We start from the raw sequence: 25,899 nt of genomic DNA on the forward strand, positions 1-25,899 counted from the left end.
GGGCTGTTCTATTCCGTCGTCCAATCAAACTCATCATATTCATCGTCATCCTCTTCCCCCTCAACCTCCTCAAAAACCTCGTCCTCATCAACGACGTCTTCTTCCGGCTGGTTCAGCAGAAATTCCTTACGTGCCTCGGTAATAGCGCGCCGCATCTCTTCGCCCTTTTGCGGGCAGTTGAGCAGTTGGGCAATGCGGTCAATTTTCGATGCCACGTTGTCCTCCGGCGTATTGGCAATGCCCCGATAGTGCGCGTTTTTGCGGGGCATTGCCAAATGGCTGAGGTTTACAGGGTCATTTTTCTTGCAACTGTTCGAGTCGGGTGTCGAGATCGACGTTCGGGTAGCGTTTGTGCAGGTTGTTGAACAGGCTGTCGGCGGCTTGCGATTGGCCGGATTCGCGCAGGCGCAGGACTTCGCGCAGTTGTTCGTCGAGGCCATTGGGTGGGGCGGCGGCGCGCTTGCTGACCTTGGCTTCATCGGCGCTGATCGCCTGGCTTTGCATTGGCGCGGCCATTTCCATCATCGGCGCGGGCGCGGCTCGGGGCGCTGCCGGGGCAGACAATCGGTGCAGTTGCGCGGAATCCGCTTCGGCCATCGGCACAGCGAGTTTCGGCGCCGGGGCGTAGTCGTATTGGCGCAGCGGTTCGGGCGTGCGCTGCACCAGCGACAACATCAACGCGACGCCAACGAGGCTGGCGAATGCGACTTGCCAGCGCGGTTTGCGGCAGGCGTCGAGCCAGCGTTGCCACAGGCTCGGTTGCACCGCAGGTGTTTCGCGGCGCGCGGTATTGAGGATGAACGCATCGAGATGCGCTGGCGGTTCAGCGCTGTGCTGTTCGCGCACGTGTTTGATCAGCGGATCTTCGGGTGTCTGGCGGGCGTCAGTCATGTGAGTACCTCCTCGGCCAGCAGCCGACGCAGTTTTTGCTGGGCGTAGCGCAAGCGGCTTTTGACGGTTTCCAGCGGTGTTTCGGTGAGGCTGGCGATTTGTGCCAGGTCGAGGTCGCCGTGGGCGCGCAGCAAGAACACTTCGCGCTGGTCGGCGGGCAAGGTTTGCAGGGCGCTTTCGAGGCGCTGGCTGTCGCGGCTGAGGCTCAGCAGTTGCTCGGGATCGCTCGCTTCATCGCTGACCGCGTGAGTTTGTTCGTCATAACTGTCGTGCAACGGTTGTTGCGCGCCATGTTTGCGCCAGTGATCGATCAGGCGATTTCGCGCAATCTGGAATAGCCACGTACGAAATGTCGCGCGACCTTGTGGCTGACTGGCGCTGCGGATCAGGCTGAGCCAGGTTTCCTGAAACACCTCATCGGCCAATTCCGGTTTACCGCTCAACCCAAGCAGAAACCGGTACAAACCCTGTCGATGACGGGCGTACAAGATCTCGAACGCCGCGCTGTCGCCCTCGCGATAACGCGCCAGCAGCGATTCATCGCTGCTGGCGGTCGGGCTGTCTGCCGAAGCAAACAGCTGGCTGATAAAACCCTTCAGACGATTCACTTATTCAATCCGTTGTTCAGTGGCCTGCGCATTCGATGCGGTAGAAGTGCGCAGACTCTGCGCCAGCTGCACCAGTTGCACGAACTCGTTGCGCAAGCCGAAACGGTCGTCGCCGCGAGCGCCACGGGCCAGCGTTTCGGTGTCTTTCAGGCTGAAATCGCCGGTGTAACGAGCGTCCTTGAGTTGCTGGGAAAACGCGGCGACCGCAGCGGCAAAACGCAGATCCTCGCTGGCGCTTTTCACCTGGTTGGCAATCGGCCGCTCGATCAGCAGACTTTTCCCACCTTCGGGCTGTTGATATCGCACACGCAGCATCGCCAATTCCCCGTTCGCCTCAGAAACCGCTGGCGTCGATTTACCGTATCGCAACGGCTCCAACCAACCCTTCTCGCCTGCCGGAACAATTTCGTACAGCGCGGTCACCGTATGGCCTGCACCGATTTCGCCGGCATCGACCTTGTCATTGCTGAAATCCTCACGCTTCAGCGCGCGGTTTTCGTAGCCGAGCAGGCGATATTCGCTGACCTGCGCCGGGTTGAACTCCACCTGCAACTTAACGTTTTTTGCGACCACGGCGAGTGTCGAACCGAGTTGATCGACCAGCACTTTGCGCGCCTCGCGCAGGTTGTCGATGTAGGCATAGTTGCCATCGCCCGCATCGGCCAACTGCTCCATCAAATGTTCATTGTAGTTATCCACACCAAAACCCAGAGTGGTCAGCGAGATTCCGGTTTTGCGTTTATCCACAGCCATTTGCTTGAGACTGTCGAAGTCGCTGACCCCGACGTTGAAATCACCGTCGGTGGCCAAGAGGATGCGATTGATGCCTTTGCCGATGAAGGCCTGCTGCGCCAATGAATAAGCCAGTTCGATGCCTGAAGCACCTGCGGTCGAACCGCCAGCGGTTAACTGCTCGATGGCTGTACGAATTTTCGTTTTTTCCCGTCCGGAAGTCGGTTCAAGCACCACTCTCGATTCGCCGGCGTAGACCACCAGCGACACGCGATCCTGATCGCGCAATTGATCGACCAGCAATTTCAGCGTGCTTTTCACCATCGGCAAGCCTTCACGACGATCCATCGAGCCGGACACATCGACCAGAAACACCAGATTGGCCGGAGGCAGTTCCGCCACGGCGCGATCGGAAGCCTTGATGCCGATGCGCAGCAAGCGCGTGTGCGGGTTCCACGGTGACGCGGCCAGCTCGGTGGTCACGCCAAACGGCGAGCCATCGCTCGGCAGCGCGTAGTCATAAGGGAAGTAATTGACCATTTCCTCGAGCCGCACCGCACCTTCCGGCGGCAGCCGTCCTTGATTGAGCAAACGGCGGACGTTGGCATAAGCGCCGGTATCGACGTCGGCGCTGAAGGTTGAAACCGGGGATTCGGCGACGCTGTGAATCGGGTTATCGGCCAAGACCTGATATTGCTCGCGCTGCTCGTCGCGATAGCCTTGTGGATAACTTTCGCTCTGCGGCATCGGCGCGCTGCCCGCGTTGGGCATTTTGTACAACGCGCGTTTAGCCATTGTGCTGTCGGCCATCAGCGCTTCCTGCTGGATCAATTGCGCAGGCTGAGCGGGCGCCGGCACGGCAGCGGATTCCGGGTTGGAGGAAACGCCGCAACCGGCCACCGCCAGCAACACACCAACAGCAACGGGCCGCAAGAAATACACAGGACGGGACATGGGGGCTGACCTCGGGGATGAAATTGATCATTCATCCACTGAGACGGGCCGCCCCTTCAGTTCGGGTTAAACGCCGCTGAAAATATTTTCAGCGGTGATAACGCCGCACCGCACTGCTGTTGCGCAGCACATGACCTTTGATTTTTTCCATCAGTTCGGCGCGGGTCAGACCGGCCGGCAAGGTATCAGGGGCCAGATCAAGGGCGTATATCTGAATGATGTAGTGGTGCGCGCTATCGCCCACGGGCGGGCACGGGCCCATGTAATGGGTGTTGCCCTTGCTGTTGGTGCCGCCGACGCCTTCGAACGCGGATTTGGCGCCAACACCGGCTGCAATCTGGTGCGTAGTGGCTTTGATGCCGTAGTGAATCCAGTGATCGACGCCCAGGCCTTTCTGGCCGTCCGGATCGTGCATGACGATCGCGTAGCTCTGGGTACCCGTCGGGCCGGCGTTCCAGCTCAGCGCCGGCGACTGATTCTTGCCGCCGCAACCGGCCGCATCGCTGGCCGCTGCCGAGGTGAACAGACGGTTGTCGGAAACACCCGGGATGCTCAGGGTGAAACGCTCCTGGGCCTGCGCCGGAAACTGCACGCAAAGGGCGACGGCAACGGCCGCCAGCCAAGGGTTGAGAGAGGTCAATCGGGTCATTCCGGGAGCACCTTGTGCAGTTGGGCCGTCGTCGGCTTGCAGACTATAGCTGTACCGTTCGTGCGGTGGCACCAGGAAATCGCTGAACCTCGCACCACGGCGCAAACTCGTAAGAGAAATGCCCGTGAGGAAGCCGATCATGTCCCTGCACCGTGTCGCCCGCTTCGCCGATGTCCCTGAAGACCGTGGCCTGCAAGTTGAAATCGGCGACTGCAAGATCGTGTTGCTGCGTGCGGGAGGCCAGCTACGTGCATTTCAGGGCGAATGCCCACACGCCGGCGCGCCGCTGGCTGACGGCGCGTTGTGTCACGGACGGCTGATTTGCCCGTGGCACAAGGCTGCTTTTCGGGCGGAGGACGGCGCGTTGTGCGAGCCACCGGCGCTCGACAGTCTCAAGCGTTATCCATTGGAATTGCGTGGCGATGAGGTTTGGGTCGATGACCAAGCGCTGGCGGATCCGCACACCCCGCCGGCGGACGATTCACGCACTTTCGTGATTGTCGGCGCGGGGGCAGCAGGCACCGCGTGTGCGGCGGCCCTGAGGGAAAAGGGTTTTGGTGGCCGCATCGTGATGATCGACCGCGAACCCGACGCCGGTTACGACCGCACCGTGCTGAGCAAATTTGTCCTCGCCGGGGACATGCCGCCGGAAGAAACACCGCCGCTGCGTGATGAAATTTTCTATAAAGAGCAGCGCATCGAACGTCTGCAAGGCGAAATCACTGACATCAATGCCGGGACTAAAACACTGCACCTCAATGACGGCCAAACGTTGAGTTACGACGCCGCAGTATTGGCCACTGGCGGCGAACCCAATCCACTGGAATTGCCCGGCGCCGACCTGCCACAAGTTTTCGTCCTGCGCTCAAAAGCCCAGGCCGAACAGTTCATGAAAGCGGCCAGCCCCGATCAACGCGCGGTGATCATCGGCGACAGCTTTATCGCCCTCGAATGCGCCTCGGCCCTGCGCCAGTACGGTCTCGACGTCACGGTGCTGGCGCGCCACGAGATACCTTTCGCGGCGCAATTCGGTGAGGCGGTGGGCAAAGCGATCCGCGCGCTGCATGAAGAAAAAGGCGTGAAATTCATCACCGATCATGAGGCGACAGAGATTATTGGCGACGGCAAAGTCGAGGCGGTGCTGCTGGACAATGGCTTGCGGATTTCAGCGGATCTGGTACTGGCGGGGATTGGCGTGCACCCGGCGACCGAGGCGTTCGCGTCACTGCCGAGGGAAAAGGATCAATCTTTGCGCGTTGATGACGGCATGCGCGTCACTGAAGGGTTGTGGGCAATTGGCGACATCGCCACCTTCCCGCTGCACGGCCAGCCACAACGCATCGAACACTGGCGACTGGCTCAGCAGCACGCGCGCATCGCGGCGGCCAATATGCTTGGCGGCGAGGAGCATTATCTGGACGTGCCGTTTTTCTGGACGTGGCATTTCGGCAAGAACTACGACTACCTTGGCCATGCCGAGCATTGGGATGAGGTCGAGTTTCTTGGCGAGCCGGAGCATCCGCCGTTTATTGGGTTGTTCGGCAGAAACGGCATTCTGGTCGCCGCGGTGGCCTGCGAAAAGGAACGAGCGATGGCAATGCTCGCCGAACGCATGAAACAACCGCTGATGATGGAAGAAGCCTGGGCCCTCATCCAGATCTGATCACCGATCCTGTGTCCCGTATCCCGCGTAGGAGCTGCCGGAGGCTGCGATCTTTTGATCTTTAAAATCAAAAGATCGCAGCCTTCGGCAGCTCCTACATAGGGTTTTACCATCTGATCGTTCCCACGCTCCTGCGTGGGAATGCAGCCCGTGACGCTCCGCGTCACTGGACGCGGAGCGTCCCAAGAGGCGTTCCCACGCGGAGCGTGGGAACGATCGAAGCACTGGGTTACCGGGTCAAAGGCTCGCGATTTTCGTCATCTTCGGCATGCAGAAAGATCACCCGGGGGTGCTCCAGTGGTGCTAGCGGTGCTGGCAATTCGGCCTGTTTGACTGGCCAGAAATGCGTCACCACATGACTAATGTCGCCGTCCTGATCGTTGTGAATGGTCATCACGCCCGGCGTGCGCAGCTTTTGAAAACGGTCATCGCACAGCTTGAAGCTCTTGCTCAGCCCTTCATCGTCAATCACCGGCGACGGCAGACGACGCTGGGCAAAGCTGCGACTTTTACGCTGTTGATAGCGCGCCCAGGAAATCAGCACCACCGCGTTGACCAAGGCAATCCACATGTAGATCTGCAACGTGCCCAGCGCATCGAACGCCGAGTTGTCGATACGCGGCGCGCCCGCATGCGTCTCGATCAACGGCCACAATCCGCGAATCAGCAGATACAGCAGGCCAACCCACGCCAACACGGTGAGGATCACGTCGATCACTACCAGGAATGGCCGCTGGCGAGTCCGGATGATTTTCATTTGATGACCTCTTCTTCGTCGTCGCCGAGCGGTTTGATGCCCCGGTCAGGGCTGACCCAACGCGCACGTTTCTGATGTTGGCCGAACAGCACTTTCGGGAAACTGACCAGCGTGGTCAGCAGGCTGATGAGCCAGAACACCAATGGATACCAGACCACCCAGAACATGGTCTTGCCCAGACCGGGCTCATAGCGGCGGTCGATGATGATGCTGACCGCGAACTGCACCAGGCAGACGAAGGCCAGCAGCAAACCGGTGAAGGCCGGCGGCATCAGGTGATCCACCGCAATCGCTTCCGGCATGACCACGAATTTGCCAACGCCCCAGAAAATCACCGAGAGCAGGAAGGTGAACGCCCAACCGGTCGACAGGCAGTATTCGAACAGCAGCGGCCACAGGTAACGATGGCGGTACTGCCAGATGCCGCGAATGTTTTTGAACAGCACTTCGGCGCCGCCCTGGGCCCAGCGCAAACGCTGCTTCCACAAGCCGCCAAGGGTTTCCGGCATCAGAATCCAGCACAGCGCGCGCGGCTCGTAAAAGATGCTCCAGTGATCGAGTTGCAGCTTCCAGCTGATGTCGATGTCTTCGGTGATCATGTCCGGGCTCCAGTAACCGACCCGGTTCAGCGCGGTACGGCGGAACGCGACGATCACACCGGACACGGTGAAGATTCGCCCGAACACCCGTTGCGTGCGTTTGATCAAACCGATAATCGAGGAGAACTCGCCAACCTGCACTCGCCCGACCAGCGTCGAACGTGTGCGGATCCGTGGGTTACCGGTGACCGCGCCAAGGCGTGCGTTGTCCAGCATCGGCGCAACCAGATAGGCCGCCGTGTTCGGCGCCAGCAGCGCGTCACCGTCGATGCACACCAGATATTCACTGCGCGCGGCAATTGCGCCCATGCGCAGGGCCACAGCCTTGCCCTGGTTTTCCGCCAGGTGAAGAACACGCAGGCGCGGATCTTCCTTGGCCAATGCGTCGAGTACTTGCGCGGTGTTGTCCTTGGAGCCGTCGTTGATCGCGATGACTTCGATGTTCGGGTAATGCTGAGCCAGCGCCGCGTGGATCGTATCGGCAGCGTTGTCACCTTCGTTGTAGCAAGGGATCAGGATCGAGATCAGCGGTTCACCTTCCAGCGGTGGCGGCAGAGTGTCGTCCTTCCACGGCCAGTGGCGTTCCCAGTGCAGCCAGAAATACAGGCCACCGGCAATCCACAACCCGGACATGAACAACGGGTAGAAGAACACGAAGTCCATCAGGAACTGCCCGGTCACCAGGAAGATCAGCCCCAGCGGAACGCCGAGGACGATCGCCAGAACAAGCAGGGCTAACAGTCTATCCAGCATGTTATGGATTCCATTTGTTGGAGAGTGCAGGCCTTACGATTTTCAGGTCTGGCAGGTTGTCGAGGAAGTTGTCCGGGTAGTAACCGAAACTGGTCGCGCCCTGACGCTTGAGACGGCCCATCCAGTCCGCCATCACCGCTGCGTCAATGTCAGCCTGGTCTTTTTTCGTCCAGTCCCGCGCCTGCAATTCGAACACGGTGCGATCCAGTGCCCCGGGACGTTTTTTGACGATTTCGACCAGCGCTTCCAGCCACGGCCCGGACTGCGCCTGCGTCTGTTTTTCCATCAATGGCATGGCCATTGGCGCCGTCCAGTCGTAGGTCGCGAGGAAGTCGTCGAGGTTCTGCGCGAACCACGCTTCGCTGGCCGGATTGATCATCGGCTCGGCGAAAATATTGCGCGCGGTCTGCACTTGCGGGCCACGAATGGCGCGGACTTTGGCAGTCAGCTCGTTGGTGAAATCGATAAGGTATTTGCTCTTGAAACGCGTCCAGCGCTGCATCGCCGCCGGATCATCGCGAAGTGCGGCGATCGAACCCGGCAGACCGTTGGCGGCGTAAACCTTCAGCGCCTGCGGGCCGGCGTCTTCGAAATCCGAGAGCACCGCATCGTCGTGATAAATAATGCCGTCGACCGAGGTCAGTCGCGCCACGTCTTCGTAGATTTCACCAATGATCCGCCGCACTTCCGGATCGAACGGCGAAAGGCGTTTGTACTGATCCGGATCGACCGACGTGGTGCCGGTTTTCGGATCCCAGCGCGTCACGCGCGGCAGCTTCGAATCGAGGCCAAAACTCAGCACTGGCATCCACGCAAAGACTTTCACGTGAGCGCGAGTACGCAGTTGCCAGGCGACGCGGTCGAACAGGTCGGCGCGCACTGGCAAATGACGGTTGGGGAAGTACAGTGAATGCACCAGGCCATCGCCCTTCGGATCGGCAAAGGCTTGCAGGAACACCGTGTTGGCCCCGAGGTCAGCCATGCGCTGCACCAGTTTGCCGAGGTTGATGTCCTGTTGCGCCGGATCCGGGTCGTAGACGTTGTCCAGATCGACGTGCACCACGCGCATGGCGAAATCGGACTGCACCGCGACGACGCTGTTGGCGAAATGCTCGCCGTCAGGATCGGAGGCGACGAGGAAGCGCGGGCTACTCATCAGGTTGTCGAGGGTATCGAGGCCGTCATCGAGGGTCAGGGCCATTTCATAGCCCTGCTCACCGACCACGGTCAGCGAAGTACCGTCCGCCGTGCCGTACGGCCAGACCCAGACCCGTGGTTTCTTGCCGGTGACCTTGCGGATTTTCTCCGAGATGTTGGTTACGTCGGTGCGGATCCGCGCCTGGAAATCGGCCTCGGATTCATAACGTTTGATCACCGGATCGTAGCGACGGGTCGCGGCGGCAGGCTGCATGTTGCCCTGCGGGTTGGCCAGAATGCCTTTGTGGTTGGCGTCGGTGTGCGCAGCGATTTCCACCAGACCGGATTTCGAGATTTCGCGCACCTGATCCCAGGTGAGGAAGTCGGAACGCGCACGCGGTGTGCCGGCGAAATCCACCGGCTGGTTCAGCGGCGTGTCGATCCAGCTGCCGACTGGCGCCAGCAGCGCATGCCAGTTATAGGCGCGCAACACCGGCAGCACACGGGTGTAGAAGCTCGAATAACCATCGTCGAAGCTGAGCAGAATCGCTTTCGCCGGCAGCTCCGGGCCGCCCTTGCGCGCAGCCATGATCTGGTCGACCGTGACCGGTTTGTAGCCGTTCTCACGCAACCAGGCGAGTTGTTCGATCATGCGCTCGGTGCGCACCGCTACCACGGCCTGATCGGGATCGCGATCCTCAATATCGTGGTAGGCGATACCGAGTACGTGGTTTTTCGGCCACGGTTTTTCGCTGGCCGCCACCGGACGCTCGGACGGCGGCGCGAAGGCCGGAGCTTGCTGGGCGCAAGCGCTGATCAACAGCGCTCCCAGCAGAAGGATGAAACGCGAAATCAATGGCATCTTCAAACTCTTCTAGAAGCGGAAAGTGAGGTCGACGAGCAGACGCAGATCGGTCTCCCGATCACCGTCGTAGGGCCGGTTGATCACACTGAACAAACCGCCCACCTCGAACACGTCGTTCCAGGCATAGCGTTGGCCATAACCGAGCAGGGCCATGCCGCCGGTGCCGTGATCACGCTGGCTATACGTCCCCGCGCCGGCCTGGAATTGCTGACTCCAGGACGTTTCGTAGCGGTGGTAAAGGACGTGATTGACGTTGACCAGCGGCATCACGCTGAAGTCGGATTTCGGGTTGAAGTACGGCACGTCATCGGATTTCGAGTTGTGGCTGGTGCCGACTTCCAGACCGGCATCGACCTGAATGTTCGGCGCGCTGTAAACGCCTTCGCGGCCGGTGAGCAAGGCCTCGACGCGGTCGTTGCCGTCGCTGAAGTGCGACGGGCTCACCGACAGACGCCACTCGCGGCTTTCGTTGGCGCGCCAGCGAATGAACCCGCTGCCGCCGTTGGCCTTGATGTCGCTGTTGAGCGCGCGCAGCGGTGTTTCCGCCGAGAGGTATTCGAGACTGCCGCCGTACTGCCAGTGGTCGTTGATGTCGCGGGCGATCGCCAGACGCGCGCCCTGTTTGTCGCCGTAGCCGTAATCGTGATTGGAGACTTCGGCTTCGAGGGTCATGTCGCGGGTGCGCCGTTCCAGACCGACACGCTGGAAGCGATGGTTGCCGGTGCCTTCAGCAAAATCACCGGTGGCGTAACCGACGCCCGCAAACACACGCCAATCCTCATCAATCGGCGGGCTGTAAATCGTGCTCTGAATACCGAAATCGCGGCTGCCACTGACGGCGCCTGCACCGCTGCTGCCGCCACCGTTGGCCTTGCCGCCGTAGGCTTCGACACGCAGTTCGGACATGTCGTGAACTTCACGTTCACGGGCCAGACGCTGCACCTGGCGGTTGTCCGGATAACGTGCGACGACGTCGTCGGTCAGCGCATCCATCTGCCGCCATTCCTGCAATTCCATCGCGGTGTGCGCCTGACCGATTTCCAGGCCCATGTCGCGCGGCACCATGCTCTCGGTTTCCTTGAGCTGCATTTCTGCGCGGCGTGGCCAGTTGCGGGCCAGGTACAAATCGGCCTGGGCCAGACGCAAACCGGTATTGCCCGGCGCCTGATCGACCAACGTCTGCAGGCTTTGTTCGCCGTGGGGCAGATCGGAGCTGTAGGTGCCGGCCTGCGCTGCGAGTTGCTGGGCGTCCATCCATTCATCGTTCGGGTTGCCGACTGGCAAGCCCTTTAGCTCGATGCGCGGACGCTGCGATTTGGCGGCGTCTTCGGCGACTTTGCGCGCCTCGTCGGCACGGTCACTTTCCAGCAACGCGTAATACAGCGCGGTGCTGTCTTCGAGGCGGTTGCCGACGTCGGCGTCCGGCGCGGCGAGCACTTGGCGATACAGGTCAGTGGCGATTTCCGGCTCACGCTGATCGAGATAAGACGCCGCGACCCAACGCAATGCGTAGGTCGGAATCTTCACGCCTTCGGCTTGCAGCTTCTGATATTCGGCGATGACGTCGGCGGTGCGCGCGCGGGCCTTGAGCGCGCCCATGCGGTCGATGCGCCAGCGGGTCACGTCTTCCTTGGCGCTGGCGTCCGGCGTCCAGGTGGCGAGGAGTTTGTCGTAGTCAGCCAGCGCACGATCGGCGATGACATAGCGTTCCTTTTCGCTGCGACTGGCCATTTCGGCGAGACGCACACGCTCAGCGGCCAGATCACCTTCGAGGCGACGCAGCGTGACCGGATCAATCAGTCCCGGACGTTGATTAGCCAGGCGCAGCGCCGGTTCTGGCAGACGGGCCTTTTGCAGGGCGACCACGTATTCGCGGGCAACTTCCGGTTTGTTGCCGGCGCGAATAAAGGCCTGATCGTATTCGAACAGCGCGTCGTACTGTTTGCCCGCGCGATTGAGTGCGTAGCCCAGCGCGAGGCGGCGTGCAGGGTCATCGGGTTTGGCAGCCACCAGCGCTTGGGCGCGCGTCACGGCTTGGTCGGGTTTGCCGCCATCCGCTTGCGTCAGGGCCAGGCCCAGTTGCAGGTCGGCGTTATCCGGCTCCAGCGCGAGGGCCTTGTTGTAGACCTGGGTGGCCTGATCCCAACGCTTGAGATTGCGATAGGCACGCGCGGTGGCGGTCAGTGCCTGCACCGGCAGCACGCGGTCGCGGCCCTGGGTTTCATAGACTTGCACAACTTCAGCGTCGAGCCCGGCCCAACTGGCGATTTGCAGGTGATCGCTGATCTGCCCGGTGGTCGACTGACCCGGCGGCACCTGACGCAACACCGTCAGCGCAGGCGTGTACTGCCCGGCCCGGGCATCGCGCACCATCTGATCATAGGGTGTGTCGGCAAACGCCATGACCGGCCAAAGCAATTGGCTGCACAGCGCGACACGGAACAACGGGCGTAAACCACGATGCAATACAGGAACATCAATACGCGGCATTCGTCAGCATCCTTACATGGCCAGCCGGGTCGCAATGCCCTCCTTGCCCATTCGTAACGGTGGCCGAAACTGGCAGCCTCGGCCAAGCTTAGTCAGGCAGTTTTGCACGCAAGCGTTGACCAGTATCGAGAACACAATAATTGTTCAGAATCGTCAGAGCGGTTCTGCCAGCACATCAAAAACCCAAACCCCAGACAGCAAAACGCCCGGCGTCTGTGCGGTACAGAGGCCGGGCGTTGCTATTAAGCGCGCAGAATTACTGCACTTGCGTGACGCCGCCGAACTTGCTCATCAGGAAGCCGACAAACTGCTCAACGGTCATCTTCTGGCCGTTGAATTCGACCTGATTGGCCGCGTAATGCAGCTTGGTCACGACGTTGCTGCCGTCGACGACTGCCAACTGCGAACCGACCGCCATGCCGGCGAACATGTCGGCCGCTTCCTTGGACTGATCAACGATCGCTTTAGCATCGGTCTGGCCGTCGAGTTGCGCCTGCACGCTGAGCAGATCGATCAGCATCGGCTTCGACACCTGAATGTTCAGGTCGAGCAGCGCGATCAGTTGTTTGGCCAGTTGATCCGGTGGCAGATCCATCGATTGCGGCTTGGTCAGGTCAATCACCAGATTGGCCTTGCTCTCACCGTTGGCGGTGTTGAACGAGAGGTTTTCCAGCGCAAATTGCGGGCCGGCAGCCAGCAGTTTTTGCAGATCGGCTTTGACTTGCGCGTCTTCCGCTTCGGTCAGGTTCAGCTCTGGCGCTGGCAAGCCTTGCGCGGCAGCCTCGGCGGCGGCTTTTTCGTACGGCTGCAGCTTGGTCTGGTAGATCTGCATCAACGACAGGGTCGACGGGATGTCGAGGTTTTTCAGGCTCATGGCCAGGTTCGCCGAGCCGATTTTCTTGTCGTTGAACGACACTTCGCCAATCTTGTAGTCGGCGCGACCGGAGGCGTTGCTGCCGTTTTCTTCGGTGAGGTTCTTCATTTCGAAGTTCTTCACGCCGAGCACCGACTGCTTCGGCCCGAAGGTCGATTTGCTGCTGGTCAGCTCGATGGTGTTTTCGCCGGTGTAGTAGCCGTAGGTGCTTTTGGCGAGGTTGCTGGCCAGGGTCAGACCGTTGAGCTCGATCTGTACCGGCGCCTGATCTTCAGCCACGGTCACCAGTTTCAGGTTATCCATGTAGCCGTTGGCCTTGACCTTCTGCGCCTTGGCGTTGGCGGCGATGTCCATGTTCAGGCCGGAGAATTTCAGGCTCGATTTGTCGTCCAGCGCGGTTTCAAACGGCACCAGTTCGAGGGTGCTGTTGGTCGATTCGTCGTAGCCGATGCTGGTCACGCCTTTGAGCGGCGCGGCGCCTTTGGTGGCGGCAAACCATTTTTCGGTGGCGGCGTTCTTTTCCAGCTCGTAGTTGCTGGTGGCCATGACCGGCAGCCATTTCAGCGACAGCAGACGCGAGAACGGCAGCGGGCCGTGTTCGATGTGGTCAACGAACAGCAACTCGACCGGCGCGTCGCCGAACATCTCGCCTTCGCCTTTCAGGCGATAGTGCGCGGTGCTGGTGAAGGTGTGGCGATCCAGCGACACCAGTTCCAGCGACGCGGTGCCGTTGGAGCCGGCCATGGCGGTTTGCAGTTCTTTGTTGGCGTTGCTGACGGCGTCGTTCAACACGCCTTCGATTTTGGTCCCGGTGTACCAGGCCCCGCCCACGCTGATCGCGCCGATGGCAACAACAATTCCGAGAAGCACGCCTGCTGATTTATTCATGAATGACCTGATCGATTTCCGTGGCTGTGAGTGTGGTCGTCTTCCCTGAACCCGTGACCGGGTTGCGGCTCGACTCCGCTTAATTCAGCGGTGGAGATTAGCACCGGGCGCGGGAAGTGACCCAATGATTAAAGGTGAAAGAGTGTCTATGGGGATTGTGGACAGCGGTCAGGCTTGAAGAGTTTCGCTGTTTTTGAAGGCGCTATCGCGAGCAGGCTCACTCCTACAAGGGGAACGCATTCCAAATGTAGGAGTGAGCCTGCTCGCGATAGCGTCGGCCGATTCAGCCGGGATTCAGGAATACTGAACCTCTATCTCATCCAGCTGATGATCAAAGCTCTTCAGCCGCGCCGTCCAGGTATAAACGAGCACTTCAAAATCCCGATCAATCACCGCCCCGCCCGGCCCATCGGCCCGTGGATCGCAGAAATCCAGCTGATAACGCTCACGGGCCATGGCTGTGGCGACATCGGAGAGTTCGCGGGCGTTGTTGAGCCAGTGCCAGCCCTCGCCATCAATCTGCTTGTCGAGTTCCAGGCACTGTTTTTTCAGCGCTTCGAGGCTTTTTTCCAGCGGCGTGCCGGTGAGTTCGCCCATGACTTCGGCGAACGTTCGGCCCGGTTGCCAGTAGCTGCCCCAGAAATATCGGTCGAACACGGTTTCGACCCGGCGCAGGGCGACTTTGGTGTCCCAGATCAGCACCCGCGTCTTGCCTTGTTCGAGCTGGCGCTTTTTCACCCGCTGAACCTGGATCGACGCCCACGCCACACCGACGATCGCCATGACCGCGATCAGCGCCGTCACGCTGTCGAGAAAGATCATGGCCTTGTCGATCTGGTGGGCCAGCATGATGCCGTAGAAATAGGTGGCCGACAGCAGCACCAGCGCTGCGAGGGCGCACCAGAAGCCGAGAGCGTAAGGGTTTTTCATTATTGGTTTCCCCTAGACCAGCGCTAGCAATGTGCGCTGGAAGGGTGCTTTGCACGGGGCGCCCTTCCAACACTTCAAAGCATAGCAACGGCCTCAGGGTTTGCCGGGGCTTGGAGCGTGCGTTCGTCCGCTTTCCCAACCGCCGCCGAGGGCGAGGAACAAATCGATCTGGCTCATCGCAACTTGAGTGTTGGCGGCGGCCAGTTGCGCGGTGACATCGGTGTAGGTGCGGGTCGCTTGCAGATCCGCCAGGAACGACTCGCGGCCGGCCTGGAAGAAGCGGTGCGTCTGGTCGGCGGCGAGTTTCGCCGACTGCTCGGCATCGGCCAGTGCATCGCGGCGTTGCAGCAGCGCGCTGTACTGCGCGAGGCCGGTCTGGGTTTCGCGAATGGCGTTGAGCACCACGCCGTCGAAGTGCGCCAGCGCGCCTTGGGTGGTCGCTTCGGCTTCACGGATGCGCGCACGGGCGCCGTTGGTCGGCACTTTCCAGCTCAGCGACGGGCCGAAACCCCAGCGATTGGTCGACGGATCACCGAGGTCATCGAGAATACCGACGGTGCCGATGGTCGCGCCGATGCTGATGTCCGGGTACAACTCGCCAGTGGCGACGCCGATTCCGGCAGTCGCGGCGGCCAGACGCCGTTCAGCCTGACGAATGTCCGGACGACGTTTGAGCAGTGCGGCGCCATCACCGACCGGCACCAATTGAGCGATTTTCGGCAATTCGGCGCAGGTCGCAGTGCCGGCCGGCAATTGATCGACCGGTTTCGCCAGCAGCATCGACAGTCGGAACAATCCGGCCTGACGCGCTGCTTCATAGCGCGGCATGTCGGCGCGCAGGGATTTGAATTGGGTTTGCGAACGGGTGACCTGGGTTTCGTCGCCACGGCCGGCGTCGCGCAGACGCTGGATCAGCGTGGTGCCTTGCGATTGCAGGTCGAGGGAATGCTGAGCTATTTCGCGTTCTTCGTTGGCCGCGCAGACCTGTGTGTAAGCGCGAACCACGTCCGCGACCAAGGTGATGCGTGCGGTGTCAGCGGCGGCTTGCGTTGCGTCGGCGTTGGCCTTGGCGCCTTCTATGCCGCGCTGCAAGGTGCCCCACAGATCGAATTGGTAAGAAGCGCTGATGCCGATGTCGCCGATATTGGCCACCGGGACTTTTTCCGGCAGCAAAAACGCCTGTCCGGATTCCTGCAAACGCTCAGCGCCCATTTTCACGCCAGCGCTCCAGCCACCGGCCGCTTCGGCTTCATCGACCTGAGCGCGGGCGCGTTGCAGGTTAGCCGCCGCAACACGCAGATCGGTGTTGGACGCCATCGCTTGCTGCACCAGTTGATCGAGGCGCGGGTCTTTATACAGTCGCCACCAATCCGCCGGCACCGGTGCCGAGACCACAGGTTTACCGTCGACGGCCAGTTCGCCCTGAAAATCCTTGCGCTGAACCGCCGAATTCACAGGCATGTGATAGTCCGGCCCGACCATCTGACACGCCGACAACATCACGCCCAACCCGGCGATCATCAGGGCCCTGCTCATTGCGCGGGCTCCTGCTTTTTATCGTCGACCTTCGAGTCTTCGATGATCGACACCGTGGCAGTGCGCCCGGCGATCATGCGGAAATCTTCCGGCACGTCATCAAAGGCAATCCGCACTGGAATCCGCTGCGCCAGCCGCACCCAGCTGAATGCCGGGTTGACGTTCGGCAGCAGGTTGCTGCCGCTGGTGCGGTCGCGGTCTTCGATGCCGGCGACGATGCTTTCGACATGTCCGCGCAATTTCGCGCGGTCGCCGATCACACGGATATCCACCGACTGACCGACATGAATGCCGTCGAGTTTGGTCTCTTCGAAATAACCATCAATGTGGAACGAATTGCTGTCGACCACCGACAACACCGGGCGTCCGGCGGTGACGAATTCCTGCGGACGCGGCGCGCGGTCGTTGACGTAACCGTCGACTGGGCTGCGAATTACCGAGCGGTCGAGGTTGAGCTGAGCGCTGTCCACCGCAACCGTGGCTTCGGCCAGTGCCGATTGCGCACGGGCCACACGCGACTGGCTTTCTTCCAGTTGCTCGGCCGGCACCAGGTTACCGAGGCCACGGTTACGTTTGGCTTCACGCTGAGCCTGAGCGAGGGTTTCTTCGCGATCAGCCACAGCCGCTTTGGCCTGACGCAGGGCCAGTTTGAAGCGATCCTGGTCGATGATGAACAGCACCTGGCCGCGCTTGATCAACTGGTTGTCTTTCACTTCAACCTGTTGGATCAGTCCGGACACGTCCGGGGCGATCTGGATGATGTCGGCGCGAATGTGGCCGTCGCGGGTCCACGGCGCGAACATGTAATACATCACCATGCGCCAGACGAGGACTACGGCAAAAGTCACGATCAGCAGGGTCAGTACCACGCGACCGATGGTCAAAAACGGTTTTTTCATGTCATCAGGTATCGACTGAGTGAGTCCACGCCGTACAGAAGTACCGCGTAGAGCGCCACGTTGAACAATGCCCGGTGCCAGACCAGACGGTAAAAGTGCACGCGCGTAAGCACGGCATGCACCAACAAAAACAGCACATAAGTGATGCCCATCAACACCAGCAAGGTCGGCAGGAAAATGCCGCTGATGTCCAGATCACCAATCATAGGGGCGCTCCATCGGGCAGCGGTTCTTCGGGCTCGGCGCTGGAAACGAATTCGACGCCGGGCAGCAACGCCAGACGCAAACCGCTCAAGGCGTGCAACAGGTTTAGCCGGGTTTCATCATCGCCGTGGCCATTGAGTGCGCGGCGGGTGCGATCCAGAGTCATCAGCAGCGGGGCCGGCGCCGGCAAGCGTTCGCCGGCCTTGAGGCAAGCGCGGAAATACTCACCGACTTCACTGACCACTTGCTGCAACAAAGCGTTCGGCGCGCCGGTGACCCGTGGCGTGTAGGCCAGTAAATCGAGCAGGTTCAGACCGACGCGCACTTCGCGCATGGCGATGCCGGTGTCCTGCCCGGTGAGGGCCAGACGCGGCAGGTGCTGCATCAGTCGATCGAGCAACTGCACACCCAATTTGCGGTGCTCGGCAAGGTTGGCCGGCTCGGTCATGTGCACGATGTCTTTCCAGCTGAACCGGGTCAGGCGTTTCGCTGCCAATTCGGCACCGAACGGGCGCGCCACCAGCGTCCAGATAAACGCGAACAGCAGACCGATCGGCCCCGCCAGGTTGGAGTTCACGAAGGCGAAAAAGTCCGCATCGTAAGCGCCCTGAATACTGATGAACGACGAGGTGTTGACCAGCGTCAGCAGCATGCCGAGGTAGAAACGCGGCTGCACCGTCAGCGTGCCGACGCAGATAAACGGGATGGAAAACGCCAGCACCAGCATCGGGAAGTCGTGCAGGTTGGGCAGAATCAAAAACAGATAAAGGCTGGCGAACAGCACCGACATGCCAGTCCAGAAAAAGAACCGGTAAATCTGCGGCGCCGGGTCGTCCATCGAGGCGAAGAAACTGCACGCCACCGCCGCCAGAATCACCGCGCTGCCGCCGTCCGGCCAGCCGAGCAGAATCCACAGCACCGAGGCGGTGATGATCGCCAGAATGGTCGAGGCCACCGAGTAGAGCATCAGCCCACGGTCGATAAACGGTGTCAGCCGACCCAATCGCCAATGGCGGTAAACCGCGCGCCAGTTGTCTTGGCGCTCGCAGACAATCGCGTCCTGCAGGCTGCGGCAGTCCTGCCACAAATCGATGAATTCACCGAGCCGGTAGATCGAGTTGGAGAACAGCAATTGCCGGCGATCTTCCAGCGCTTCAGCGCTCGGTTGCAGGGCTTCGAGCTGATCTTTCAGCGCTTGCCAGCGGTCGAGATCGGCGTCTTCATGGCCGAGCCATTCGCGGGTCGCGACGAGCAGTGGTTCGAATTTTTCCACCAGCTCAGGCGTGCGCCGTTCGAGGGCGTAGAGCGAATCTTCCAGCGCATCGATCACCGGTAATAGATGAATCATGCGCCCGCGCAATTCTTTGGTGTTGCGCACGGTTTGCGGTCGCGAGCCTTCGTGGGGCAACTGGCCGATCATCAATTCGAGGCTGTTGAAGTTGGCGACCATGGCCATGCGCAGCGCGGTGACTTCTTCGGGCTGCACGTCGCGGCTGAGGAATTTCAGGCTGTAGGTGGTTGCGTCGGCGAACCACTTGCTCACGGCGTCGTTGAACACCGGCGCCAAGCGTCGCGGCCAGAACATTGCGCCGACCACGGCGGCGACAGCGATGCCGAGGAAAATTTCCTCAGTACGCGCCTCGGCCACGTCCCACACCGCCAGCGGGTTATCCACCACCGGCAAGGCAATCAGCGGCAACGTGTAACCGGCGAGCATGAGCGCGTAGCTGTTGGCGGTGCGCAAATGCAGGGACATGAACAACAGAATCCCCGTCCACAGCGCGATGACCACCACCAGCACATACGGGCTCTGCACGAACATCGGCACGAAAAACACCGCCGCTGCCGCACCGAGAAAGGTGCCGATCGCACGGTATAACGCTTTCGAGCTGGTCGGGCCGAGGAACGGGCTGGAGACGATGTACACCGTCGCCATCGCCCAATACGGACGCGGCATTTGCATAAGCAAGGCGATGTACAGCGCGATCATCGACGCTGCAAAAGTCCGCACCCCGTAGAACCAGTCCCGGGCCGGCGGAATGCCGGAGAAAAAACCGTTCAAGAATTAACCACCAATGGCGGGTTGGCCGCCTCAAAAGCTCTGAGTACCCGAAGCGTAGCTTCCAGATCGCTCTGGTCGATGCCCTCAAGCACTTCATGACGCAGACGCACCAGTTCGATCTCCACCGCTTGCACCAGTTCACGACCGGAGTCGGTCAGGCTCAAGCACTTGGCGCGGCGATCGTGGGCATCTTCGGTACGGCAGACGTAACCCGAATGACACAACTGATCGAGCAGACGCACCAGCGACGGACTCTCCATCCCGGCCGCCTGCGCCACCTGCACCTGCCGCACACCCTCGCCCAAACGGCCGATCATCAAGAGCGGCACGGCGCAGGCTTCGGAGATTCCATAGTTGACCAGCGTGGTCTGGCAGATCTTCCGCCAATGCCTGGCGGCCACCACCATGGCACTGCTGATGTTCATCTGGAGAGCGTCGAGGGAATCGGACACGGGGAAATGCACACTGTTAGTTTGCTAACTATCAATATCGCATTGGAGGGGAATTTCAGTCAAGTTTTGAAACAAATCTCCCCAGAGTGAAAATATTTAGAGTTCGTCGATCTCGTGAGGAAGGCCAACCTCATTACGGCGTGAGTGAACGACGGAAGCCAGTTCGAGATCATCCAGCGTGTTCAGTAGATCCTCATACAACGGTGCGGATATCAAATAAGTCACCGTTTCATCCTGATTCTGCACAGCAATCAGCCCGAATTGGCTGCTTTGGATGATTGCCTCAAGTTTGTCCGCTAATTGCGGAAAATTGATTGTTTCAACAGGCAAAAACGGGGGCATCGCTTCGCTCTCCTGGTTTTCAGAACCGGAACGCTACTCCGATGTGGACTGAAATCAGTCAGGCAATATGTAATAAGTTTTTGCGCCAGCCCTACGCATCCCGCCCCTTGCGCAACAACACATTCAACTGATCCACCACCTCCGCCCAATCGGCATCCTCCAGAATCTCATCGCGCAAAAACTGCGACTGGCTCTCCGTCCAGAAGAACGCATCGGCCAAGTGCAGCTCGGGTTTAAGCGGGGAGTGGGTGGCGATGAATTGGTCGATGCTGACCGGGTCGTTGTCCAGGCCGAGTTGTTTGAAGAGAGATGGGAGGCTGTGGGTTGGTTGTTCCATTGCTGAGCTCCTTCAAAAATGGGGTGTATGGAAGATTAATCGCGAGCAGGCTCACTCCTACAGGTGCAATGCAATCCCATTGTAGGAGTGAGCCTGCTCGCGATGAGGCCAGCGAGACCACTGCAAAATCTAATGACTCAACTCCCGCACCTCAGCATGCGGCACCATTTTCAGAAACTCCGGCATGCTCATGTGCAGCAGATAATTGTGGTTGCCCGCCTCCAGATAAATATCTTTCTGCCGCGTCAGCAACGGGTCGATGACCATGTCCAGCCCGTAGGAATCACCCAATGGCGGCACCGCGCCGCGTTCGCAGTCGTCGAAGATGTGCGCCAGGTTGCTTTCGCGGGTCAGTTGCCATTCGCCGCTGTTGCGCACTTTGCTCAAGTCCAGATGACGACTGGCCGGCAGCACGGCCATCAGGTAATGCCCGTGGTGGTCGTCGAGGATGATCGATTTGGCCACCCGTTCCGCTGGCACGCCGGCGACGCGCGCGGTTTCCAGGCTGCTCGATGAATGTCGATGAGCAACGACGTCATATTCGCAATGCGCCCGGGTCAGGCTGCTTTGCACCTTTTTTGCCATTCGCATGATGCACCTCGGTGTCGCGCGGAAGGTGGTTGCTGTGTTTTGAGTCTAGTTCGACGGGCCGCTGACGAAGGGAAATCCGCTCACCGGACACATCCGCACATTGATCAAAATTCATCCAGAGCAACCCTCAACTAGACTGAAAGAACCCGCCACTGACGCTCATGGAGAGTCACGTGAACAGCCGATGTTGTGCCTTCGCCCTGCTCCTGCTGACAAGCGCATCCGCCTTCGCCTTCGCCGCCGACACCTCATTGCCAGCGATGAGCCCGGTCGGTCTGTGGCTGATCACGCTGGGCATCGTGTTCCTGATCGCCGAAGCCGCGCTGCCCAACTACGGGGTGATCGGTCTGGGCGGGATCATCATGTTTGTCATCGGTGCGCTGATTCTGAGCAACGCCGAATTGCCGGTGCCGATGATGATCGGCCTCGGTTTGATCAGCGCTGTGCTGTTGATCGCTTTGCTGATTCGCGCGCTGAAAACCCGCCCGCGCCACGCCGTCAGTGGCGATGCCGGACTGCTCGGCAGCGTGACTGCGATCACCACCGTACAACCGGGCGACGCGCGTAACGGCTGGATTCAACTGCAAGGCGAACGCTGGCAAGTGCTCAGCGCCACTCCGCTGCACACCGGGCAATCGGTGCGTGTGGTGGGTCGCAAGGGATTGATGCTGGAAGTGGCCGCGACTGACGCGGCGCCGCTCGGAGAGTGATCATGGGTCTGCAAATCGGTTTTGTTGCGCTGCTGTTGTTAGTCATTGCCCTCGCCGGCTCGACGTTCCGCATCCTGCGTGAATACGAGCGCGGTGTGGTGTTCCAGCTCGGACGTTTCTGGCAGGTCAAAGGCCCGGGCCTGATCCTGCTGATTCCGGTGGTGCAGCAAATGGTTCGGGTCGATCTACGCACCGTCGTCCTCGATGTACCGCCGCAGGACGTGATCACTCGCGACAACGTGTCGGTGAAGGTCAACGCGGTGTTGTATTTCCGCGTGCTCGATCCGCAGAAGGCAATTATTCAGGTGGAAGATTATCTGTCGGCCACCAGCCAATTGGCGCAGACCACTTTGCGCGCGGTGCTGGGGAAACATGAACTGGATGAATTGCTGGCCGAACGTGAGCAGTTGAACATCGACATCCAGCAAGTGCTCGACGCGCAAACCGATGCCTGGGGTATCAAGGTCGCCAACGTCGAAATCAAACACGTCGACCTTAATGAATCGATGGTGCGCGCCATCGCCAAACAGGCCGAAGCCGAGCGGGAACGGCGGGCCAAGGTGATCCACGCCGAGGGCGAATTGCAGGCGTCGGAAAAACTGATGCAGGCTGCGGAAATGCTTGGCCGTCAGCCTGGGGCGATGCAGTTGCGGTATATGCAGACGCTGAGCTCGATTGCCGGCGACAAGAGTTCGACGATTGTTTTTCCGTTGCCGATTGAGTTGCTCAAGGGGATGGCGGATTTGTCGGGGAAATCTTGAGGAGCGAAAGATCGCAGCCTGCGGCAGCTCCTACAGGATTAGTCTGCGCGGGGTTTGGGGGTGAACAGGCGCGCTTTTATGCCTCCCGCGTGGATTTCAGCGCTGGGCTGCCAGGTTGCCGGTAGCGGTGAAAATTCTTCCGGGCCGTCGAAGGTTCCGATCAGCCACACCCGCCCTTGACCTTGCAGCTCCGCGAGGCTGTCCAGATATACATTCCGATTGACCAACGTGCCGAAGCCGTACTCGTTAGGCCGCGTCGTCTGGCCATCCGCTGTCGGTGGCGTGTAGAGGCGGATCTGCGCGCCGGTGCGGTCGTAATAGACGTAACTTAGGTACCAGAGCATGTCGCTGGTAACGATCCGATCACCCGGCAGGAAATGCTGGTTGACGTAATTTACGACGCGATCGAGCTGATCATTGCTGTCGACATTGGCGTTGTTACTGAGACCGACCAGCTCCACACCGATCAATGAAACCAGCACCGCCAGTGCAAACAACCGTGCGCGACTGTACAAGCGGTCAACGGCCATTGCCGCCAGCATCGGCAAACCGAGGGCGTACGCCGTCAGGTAGCGCTCGATGAACACCGGGGTGATGAACGACACCGCGAACACCAGCAGCAGCGGCAGTCCGGTGTACAACGCCAATAGAACACTGCCGCGCGACACACTGCGGTCGCGCATCACCGCGACAACCGCCAGTGCCAACAACGCCATCGGCAGCGCGACGAAAACCAACACCGGCAGGCTCTCGCCATCGTCCTGAATCAGCCACGACCAGATCATCGACGGCAGAGAACTCAGGGTCACCGCCGGCTCCCAGCCCACATCGCCGCCCGCCTTGAGTTGTTCCATGTGCTGCATCAAGTCGAGCAGATTGGGCAGCCAGGGCAGGTACAACGCGACGATCGCCAGATTCGCCAGCCACCAGTTCCAGCGCTGGATATGCCGGAACCGGTAACCGCGCTGGACGCGAATCACGATCAGGTAAAGCCAGTGACACAACGCCGCGAGCACGGCGAAGTAATGGGTGTACAACGCCGCGCTCATCAACAGCGCGTAAATCACCAGATAGCCGTGCCGTTGCGGGCGCCTGATCCAATAAACCAGCGCCACGCTTGCGGCGATCAGCAACAGGCCAAGCAGCGCATACATGCGCACTTCCTGGCTGTAGCGCACCGCTGTCGGCAGCAGCGCCAGCAACAAACCGGCGACGAAAGCGGCGCGGCGAGTGGCCAGACGATCAACCAGCCAGATGCCCATCCCGACCGCGGCAATGCCCGCCAGCGCACTCAGGCAGCGGATCGCGAAAATGCTGTCACCGAACAGTTCGATCCAGCCATGCAGCAGCATGAAATACAACGGCGGATGCACATCGAAGGCCGCGTGCTTCCAGATCTCGCTCAGCGAATAGCGCGCCAGCAACAGGCTGGAACCTTCATCGCCCCAGATCGCCGCCGCTGTCAGATCATAAAATCGCGCGAACGCAGCCAGCGCCAGCAGTGGCCACAGCCAGTGTTCTTTGACCCAGCGCACCAGCCACCGCGTGCCGAACCAGGAGCCGGGTGCGGCAAAGGGGTCTTGGGTATCGCCGACCGGCGTGACTCTGTTAGCCGCCATTGCTTCCTCATGCCACGCCACGGCGCCACGAAAGTATGGCGTCGAAACCTGCCACTCACTTTAGGTCAGCCACAGCGCAACCGTCGATGAAGGTTTAGCGTTTCACGACACCCGGCGATGCGGCGGCCACTTCCCCCGCCGGATACACCGACTCCCAGCCCCCACCCAGCGCTTTGTACAACCCGACCATCGCCAACGAAACGCCGGTCGAGCTTTCCACCCACTGTTCCTGCGTCGCCAACAAAGCACCCTGCACCGTCAGGACGTTGACAAAATCGACCACGCCTTCGACGTATTGCTGTTGCGCGGTGCGCAGGGCGATCTGGTTTTGCCGAACGGCTTCGGCGAGGCTGTCGCGGCGGCGCTGGCTGGCGTTGTAGGCGGTGAGTTGATCGTCGATTTCGTGCCAGGCGCGCAGCACGGTTTGCTGATAGGCGATGGCCGCTTCCTGTTGCTGGGCTTCACGCAATTGCAGCACGCCGCGCAGGCGACCGCCGTCGAACAGCGGCAAGCTGAATTGCGGGCCGATGCCGAACGCGCGCGAGCCCCACGAGCCGAAGTCACTGAGCTGCATGGCTTGCGAGCTGAGGTTGCCGGACAAGGTGATGCGCGGGTAGAAATCGCCTTTGGCGACGCCGATATTGGCGGTGGCCGCGTGCAGCCGTGATTCGGCCTGACGGATATCCGGACGACGTTCGGCCAGTTGCGACGGCAGACCGATGGCCACTTGCAGTGGCGACTGCGGCACGGCAGCGTCTGTGGATAACTCCTTGGCCAGGGCTTGCGGTGGTTCGCCCATCAACAGGCTGATCGCGTTGATCAGTTGCGATTGGCGTTGCTCCAGCGCCGGCAAGCGCGATTCGATGGCAGCCACTTGGGCGGCGGCTTCGGCGACGTCCAGATCAGTCGCGACGCCGTCGGCCAGACGCAGCTGCGAGAGGTTCAGGCTGTGTCGGGCGACGTCGAGGTTTTGCTCGGTGACGGCGCGGGTGTTTTGTACGCCGCGCAACTGAATGTAGTTTTGCGCGGTGTCGGCGAGCACGGCCAGCAGCACGCCGCGACGGTCGTTTTCGGCGACTTCGAGGTTGGCGTCGGCGGCTTCGGTTTCGCGGCGCACGCGCCCCCAGAAATCCAGCTCCCACGAGGCGGAGAAACCGGCGTCCCACAGGTTGAAGGCGGAATCACCGTTGTGTCCGGAGGGATCGTTCAGGCCTTTGCCGCTGTTGCGTTCGCGGCCGTAACTGCCGGTGGCGGCGGTGTTCGGGTAGCGATCGGCACTGATGACCTGGCGGGCAGCGCGGCTTTGTTGCAGACGGCTGCTGGCCAGTTGCAGGTCGAGGTTGCTGCGCACCGCGCGCTGGGTCAGCGCGGAGAGTTGCGGGTCATGGAAAACTTCCCACCAGCGTTCGTTGAGGGGTTCGCTGACGGCTTGGCTCGGGGCGGACTTGGCGGGTTTGGCCCAGTCGCTGATTTGTGTGGCTTGGGGTTTCTGGAAGTCTGGGCCGACGGTGCAGGCGGTGAGACTGGCCATAAGCAAGGCACTTAGAGTGAGTTGCTGCCACTGGCCTCTTCGCGAGCAGGCTCGCTCCCACATTT

At 60.6% G+C, this 25,899-nt stretch carries 24 protein-coding genes; 3 read left to right on the top strand and 21 right to left on the bottom strand.

Features of this window, described 5'->3' with window-relative positions; genetic code table 11:
* Window positions 1–8 precede the first annotated feature (8 nt).
* The 5 genes from ACZZ0D_RS23360 to ACZZ0D_RS23380 form a co-directional block, all read right to left on the bottom strand.
* Window positions 9–275: a hypothetical protein gene (locus ACZZ0D_RS23360; RefSeq protein ID WP_256218790.1), complete on the bottom strand. Its 267-nt coding sequence runs from the start codon at window positions 273–275 to the stop codon at window positions 9–11.
* 19 nt (window positions 276–294) lie between these two features.
* Window positions 295–891, bottom strand: coding sequence for a hypothetical protein (locus ACZZ0D_RS23365; RefSeq protein WP_463554396.1), 597 nt, complete (start codon window positions 889–891; stop codon window positions 295–297).
* The gene (locus tag ACZZ0D_RS23370) at window positions 888–1,469 is read right to left on the bottom strand and encodes an RNA polymerase sigma factor (protein WP_212546346.1); all 582 of its coding nucleotides are present in this window, start codon (window positions 1,467–1,469) and stop codon (window positions 888–890) included. Before ACZZ0D_RS23370 ends, ACZZ0D_RS23365 begins: the two co-directional genes overlap by 4 nt.
* Window positions 1,470–1,499: 30 nt before the next feature.
* Entirely contained in the window at window positions 1,500–3,185 is a 1,686-nt protein-coding gene (locus ACZZ0D_RS23375) for a vWA domain-containing protein (RefSeq protein ID WP_463554397.1), read from the bottom strand.
* A gap of 88 nt (window positions 3,186–3,273) precedes the next feature.
* Window positions 3,274–3,834, bottom strand: a complete 561-nt coding sequence (locus tag ACZZ0D_RS23380) for a YbhB/YbcL family Raf kinase inhibitor-like protein (RefSeq protein ID WP_463554398.1) — start codon at window positions 3,832–3,834, stop codon at window positions 3,274–3,276.
* Between the two features lie 139 nt (window positions 3,835–3,973).
* Here ACZZ0D_RS23380 and ACZZ0D_RS23385 point away from each other — a divergent pair, with 139 nt between their 5' ends.
* The gene (locus tag ACZZ0D_RS23385) at window positions 3,974–5,497 is read left to right on the top strand and encodes an FAD-dependent oxidoreductase (RefSeq protein WP_463554399.1); all 1,524 of its coding nucleotides are present in this window, start codon (window positions 3,974–3,976) and stop codon (window positions 5,495–5,497) included.
* Between the two features lie 229 nt (window positions 5,498–5,726).
* Here the strand turns inward: ACZZ0D_RS23385 and pgaD are convergent, their stop codons facing one another.
* The 14 genes from pgaD to ACZZ0D_RS23455 form a co-directional block, all read right to left on the bottom strand.
* On the bottom strand, window positions 5,727–6,254 hold the full coding sequence (pgaD, locus tag ACZZ0D_RS23390; RefSeq protein WP_159811945.1) for a poly-beta-1,6-N-acetyl-D-glucosamine biosynthesis protein PgaD: 528 nt from the start codon (window positions 6,252–6,254) through the stop codon (window positions 5,727–5,729).
* Entirely contained in the window at window positions 6,251–7,606 is a 1,356-nt protein-coding gene (gene pgaC / locus ACZZ0D_RS23395; protein WP_159811944.1) for a poly-beta-1,6-N-acetyl-D-glucosamine synthase, read from the bottom strand. The genes pgaD and pgaC overlap by 4 nt, the downstream gene beginning before the upstream one ends.
* 1 nt (window position 7,607) lies before the next feature.
* Complete coding sequence (pgaB, locus tag ACZZ0D_RS23400; protein WP_463554400.1) at window positions 7,608–9,605, bottom strand: poly-beta-1,6-N-acetyl-D-glucosamine N-deacetylase PgaB; 1,998 nt, start codon at window positions 9,603–9,605, stop codon at window positions 7,608–7,610.
* Window positions 9,606–9,617: 12 nt separating this feature from the next.
* Entirely contained in the window at window positions 9,618–12,098 is a 2,481-nt protein-coding gene (pgaA, locus tag ACZZ0D_RS23405; protein ID WP_400646048.1) for a poly-beta-1,6 N-acetyl-D-glucosamine export porin PgaA, read from the bottom strand.
* A gap of 256 nt (window positions 12,099–12,354) precedes the next feature.
* Entirely contained in the window at window positions 12,355–13,860 is a 1,506-nt protein-coding gene (locus ACZZ0D_RS23410; protein WP_053116454.1) for a YdgA family protein, read from the bottom strand.
* Window positions 13,861–14,154: 294 nt separating this feature from the next.
* A complete protein-coding gene (locus tag ACZZ0D_RS23415; RefSeq protein WP_053116453.1) occupies window positions 14,155–14,790 on the bottom strand; it encodes a hypothetical protein in 636 nt (211 codons plus the stop codon).
* A gap of 93 nt (window positions 14,791–14,883) precedes the next feature.
* Complete coding sequence (locus tag ACZZ0D_RS23420; protein ID WP_463554401.1) at window positions 14,884–16,326, bottom strand: efflux transporter outer membrane subunit; 1,443 nt, start codon at window positions 16,324–16,326, stop codon at window positions 14,884–14,886.
* A complete protein-coding gene (locus tag ACZZ0D_RS23425) occupies window positions 16,323–17,225 on the bottom strand; it encodes an efflux RND transporter periplasmic adaptor subunit (protein ID WP_463554402.1) in 903 nt (300 codons plus the stop codon). Before ACZZ0D_RS23425 ends, ACZZ0D_RS23420 begins: the two co-directional genes overlap by 4 nt.
* Complete coding sequence (locus ACZZ0D_RS23430) at window positions 17,222–17,431, bottom strand: DUF1656 domain-containing protein (RefSeq protein ID WP_007917703.1); 210 nt, start codon at window positions 17,429–17,431, stop codon at window positions 17,222–17,224. Before ACZZ0D_RS23430 ends, ACZZ0D_RS23425 begins: the two co-directional genes overlap by 4 nt.
* On the bottom strand, window positions 17,428–19,491 hold the full coding sequence (locus ACZZ0D_RS23435) for an FUSC family protein (protein WP_400751044.1): 2,064 nt from the start codon (window positions 19,489–19,491) through the stop codon (window positions 17,428–17,430). Before ACZZ0D_RS23435 ends, ACZZ0D_RS23430 begins: the two co-directional genes overlap by 4 nt.
* Window positions 19,488–19,916, bottom strand: coding sequence for a MarR family winged helix-turn-helix transcriptional regulator (locus ACZZ0D_RS23440; protein ID WP_159812031.1), 429 nt, complete (start codon window positions 19,914–19,916; stop codon window positions 19,488–19,490). The genes ACZZ0D_RS23435 and ACZZ0D_RS23440 overlap by 4 nt, the downstream gene beginning before the upstream one ends.
* Before the next feature lie 123 nt (window positions 19,917–20,039).
* Window positions 20,040–20,285 carry a hypothetical protein gene (locus ACZZ0D_RS23445; RefSeq protein ID WP_282353783.1) on the bottom strand — a complete coding sequence of 82 codons (246 nt, stop codon included), beginning with the start codon at window positions 20,283–20,285 and terminating at the stop codon, window positions 20,040–20,042.
* A gap of 91 nt (window positions 20,286–20,376) precedes the next feature.
* Window positions 20,377–20,622 (bottom strand): DUF2789 domain-containing protein, encoded by a 246-nt coding sequence (locus tag ACZZ0D_RS23450; protein WP_463554403.1) that lies wholly within the window; start codon window positions 20,620–20,622, stop codon window positions 20,377–20,379.
* A 129-nt stretch (window positions 20,623–20,751) separates the two neighbouring features.
* Entirely contained in the window at window positions 20,752–21,213 is a 462-nt protein-coding gene (locus ACZZ0D_RS23455) for an aminoacyl-tRNA deacylase (RefSeq protein ID WP_053116446.1), read from the bottom strand.
* 173 nt (window positions 21,214–21,386) lie between these two features.
* Here ACZZ0D_RS23455 and ACZZ0D_RS23460 point away from each other — a divergent pair, with 173 nt between their 5' ends.
* Entirely contained in the window at window positions 21,387–21,923 is a 537-nt protein-coding gene (locus ACZZ0D_RS23460; protein WP_463554404.1) for an NfeD family protein, read from the top strand.
* A 2-nt stretch (window positions 21,924–21,925) separates the two neighbouring features.
* Window positions 21,926–22,684 (top strand): slipin family protein, encoded by a 759-nt coding sequence (locus ACZZ0D_RS23465; RefSeq protein WP_007917711.1) that lies wholly within the window; start codon window positions 21,926–21,928, stop codon window positions 22,682–22,684.
* 38 nt (window positions 22,685–22,722) lie between these two features.
* Here the strand turns inward: ACZZ0D_RS23465 and ACZZ0D_RS23470 are convergent, their stop codons facing one another.
* Both ACZZ0D_RS23470 and ACZZ0D_RS23475 read right to left on the bottom strand, forming a co-directional pair.
* Window positions 22,723–24,303, bottom strand: coding sequence for a glycosyltransferase family 39 protein (locus tag ACZZ0D_RS23470; RefSeq protein WP_463554405.1), 1,581 nt, complete (start codon window positions 24,301–24,303; stop codon window positions 22,723–22,725).
* 94 nt (window positions 24,304–24,397) lie between these two features.
* Window positions 24,398–25,897, bottom strand: a complete 1,500-nt coding sequence (locus tag ACZZ0D_RS23475; RefSeq protein ID WP_463554406.1) for an efflux transporter outer membrane subunit — start codon at window positions 25,895–25,897, stop codon at window positions 24,398–24,400.
* Between the last annotated feature and the right edge of the window lie 2 nt (window positions 25,898–25,899).

The organism is Pseudomonas sp. AC193 (genome assembly GCF_979258075.1).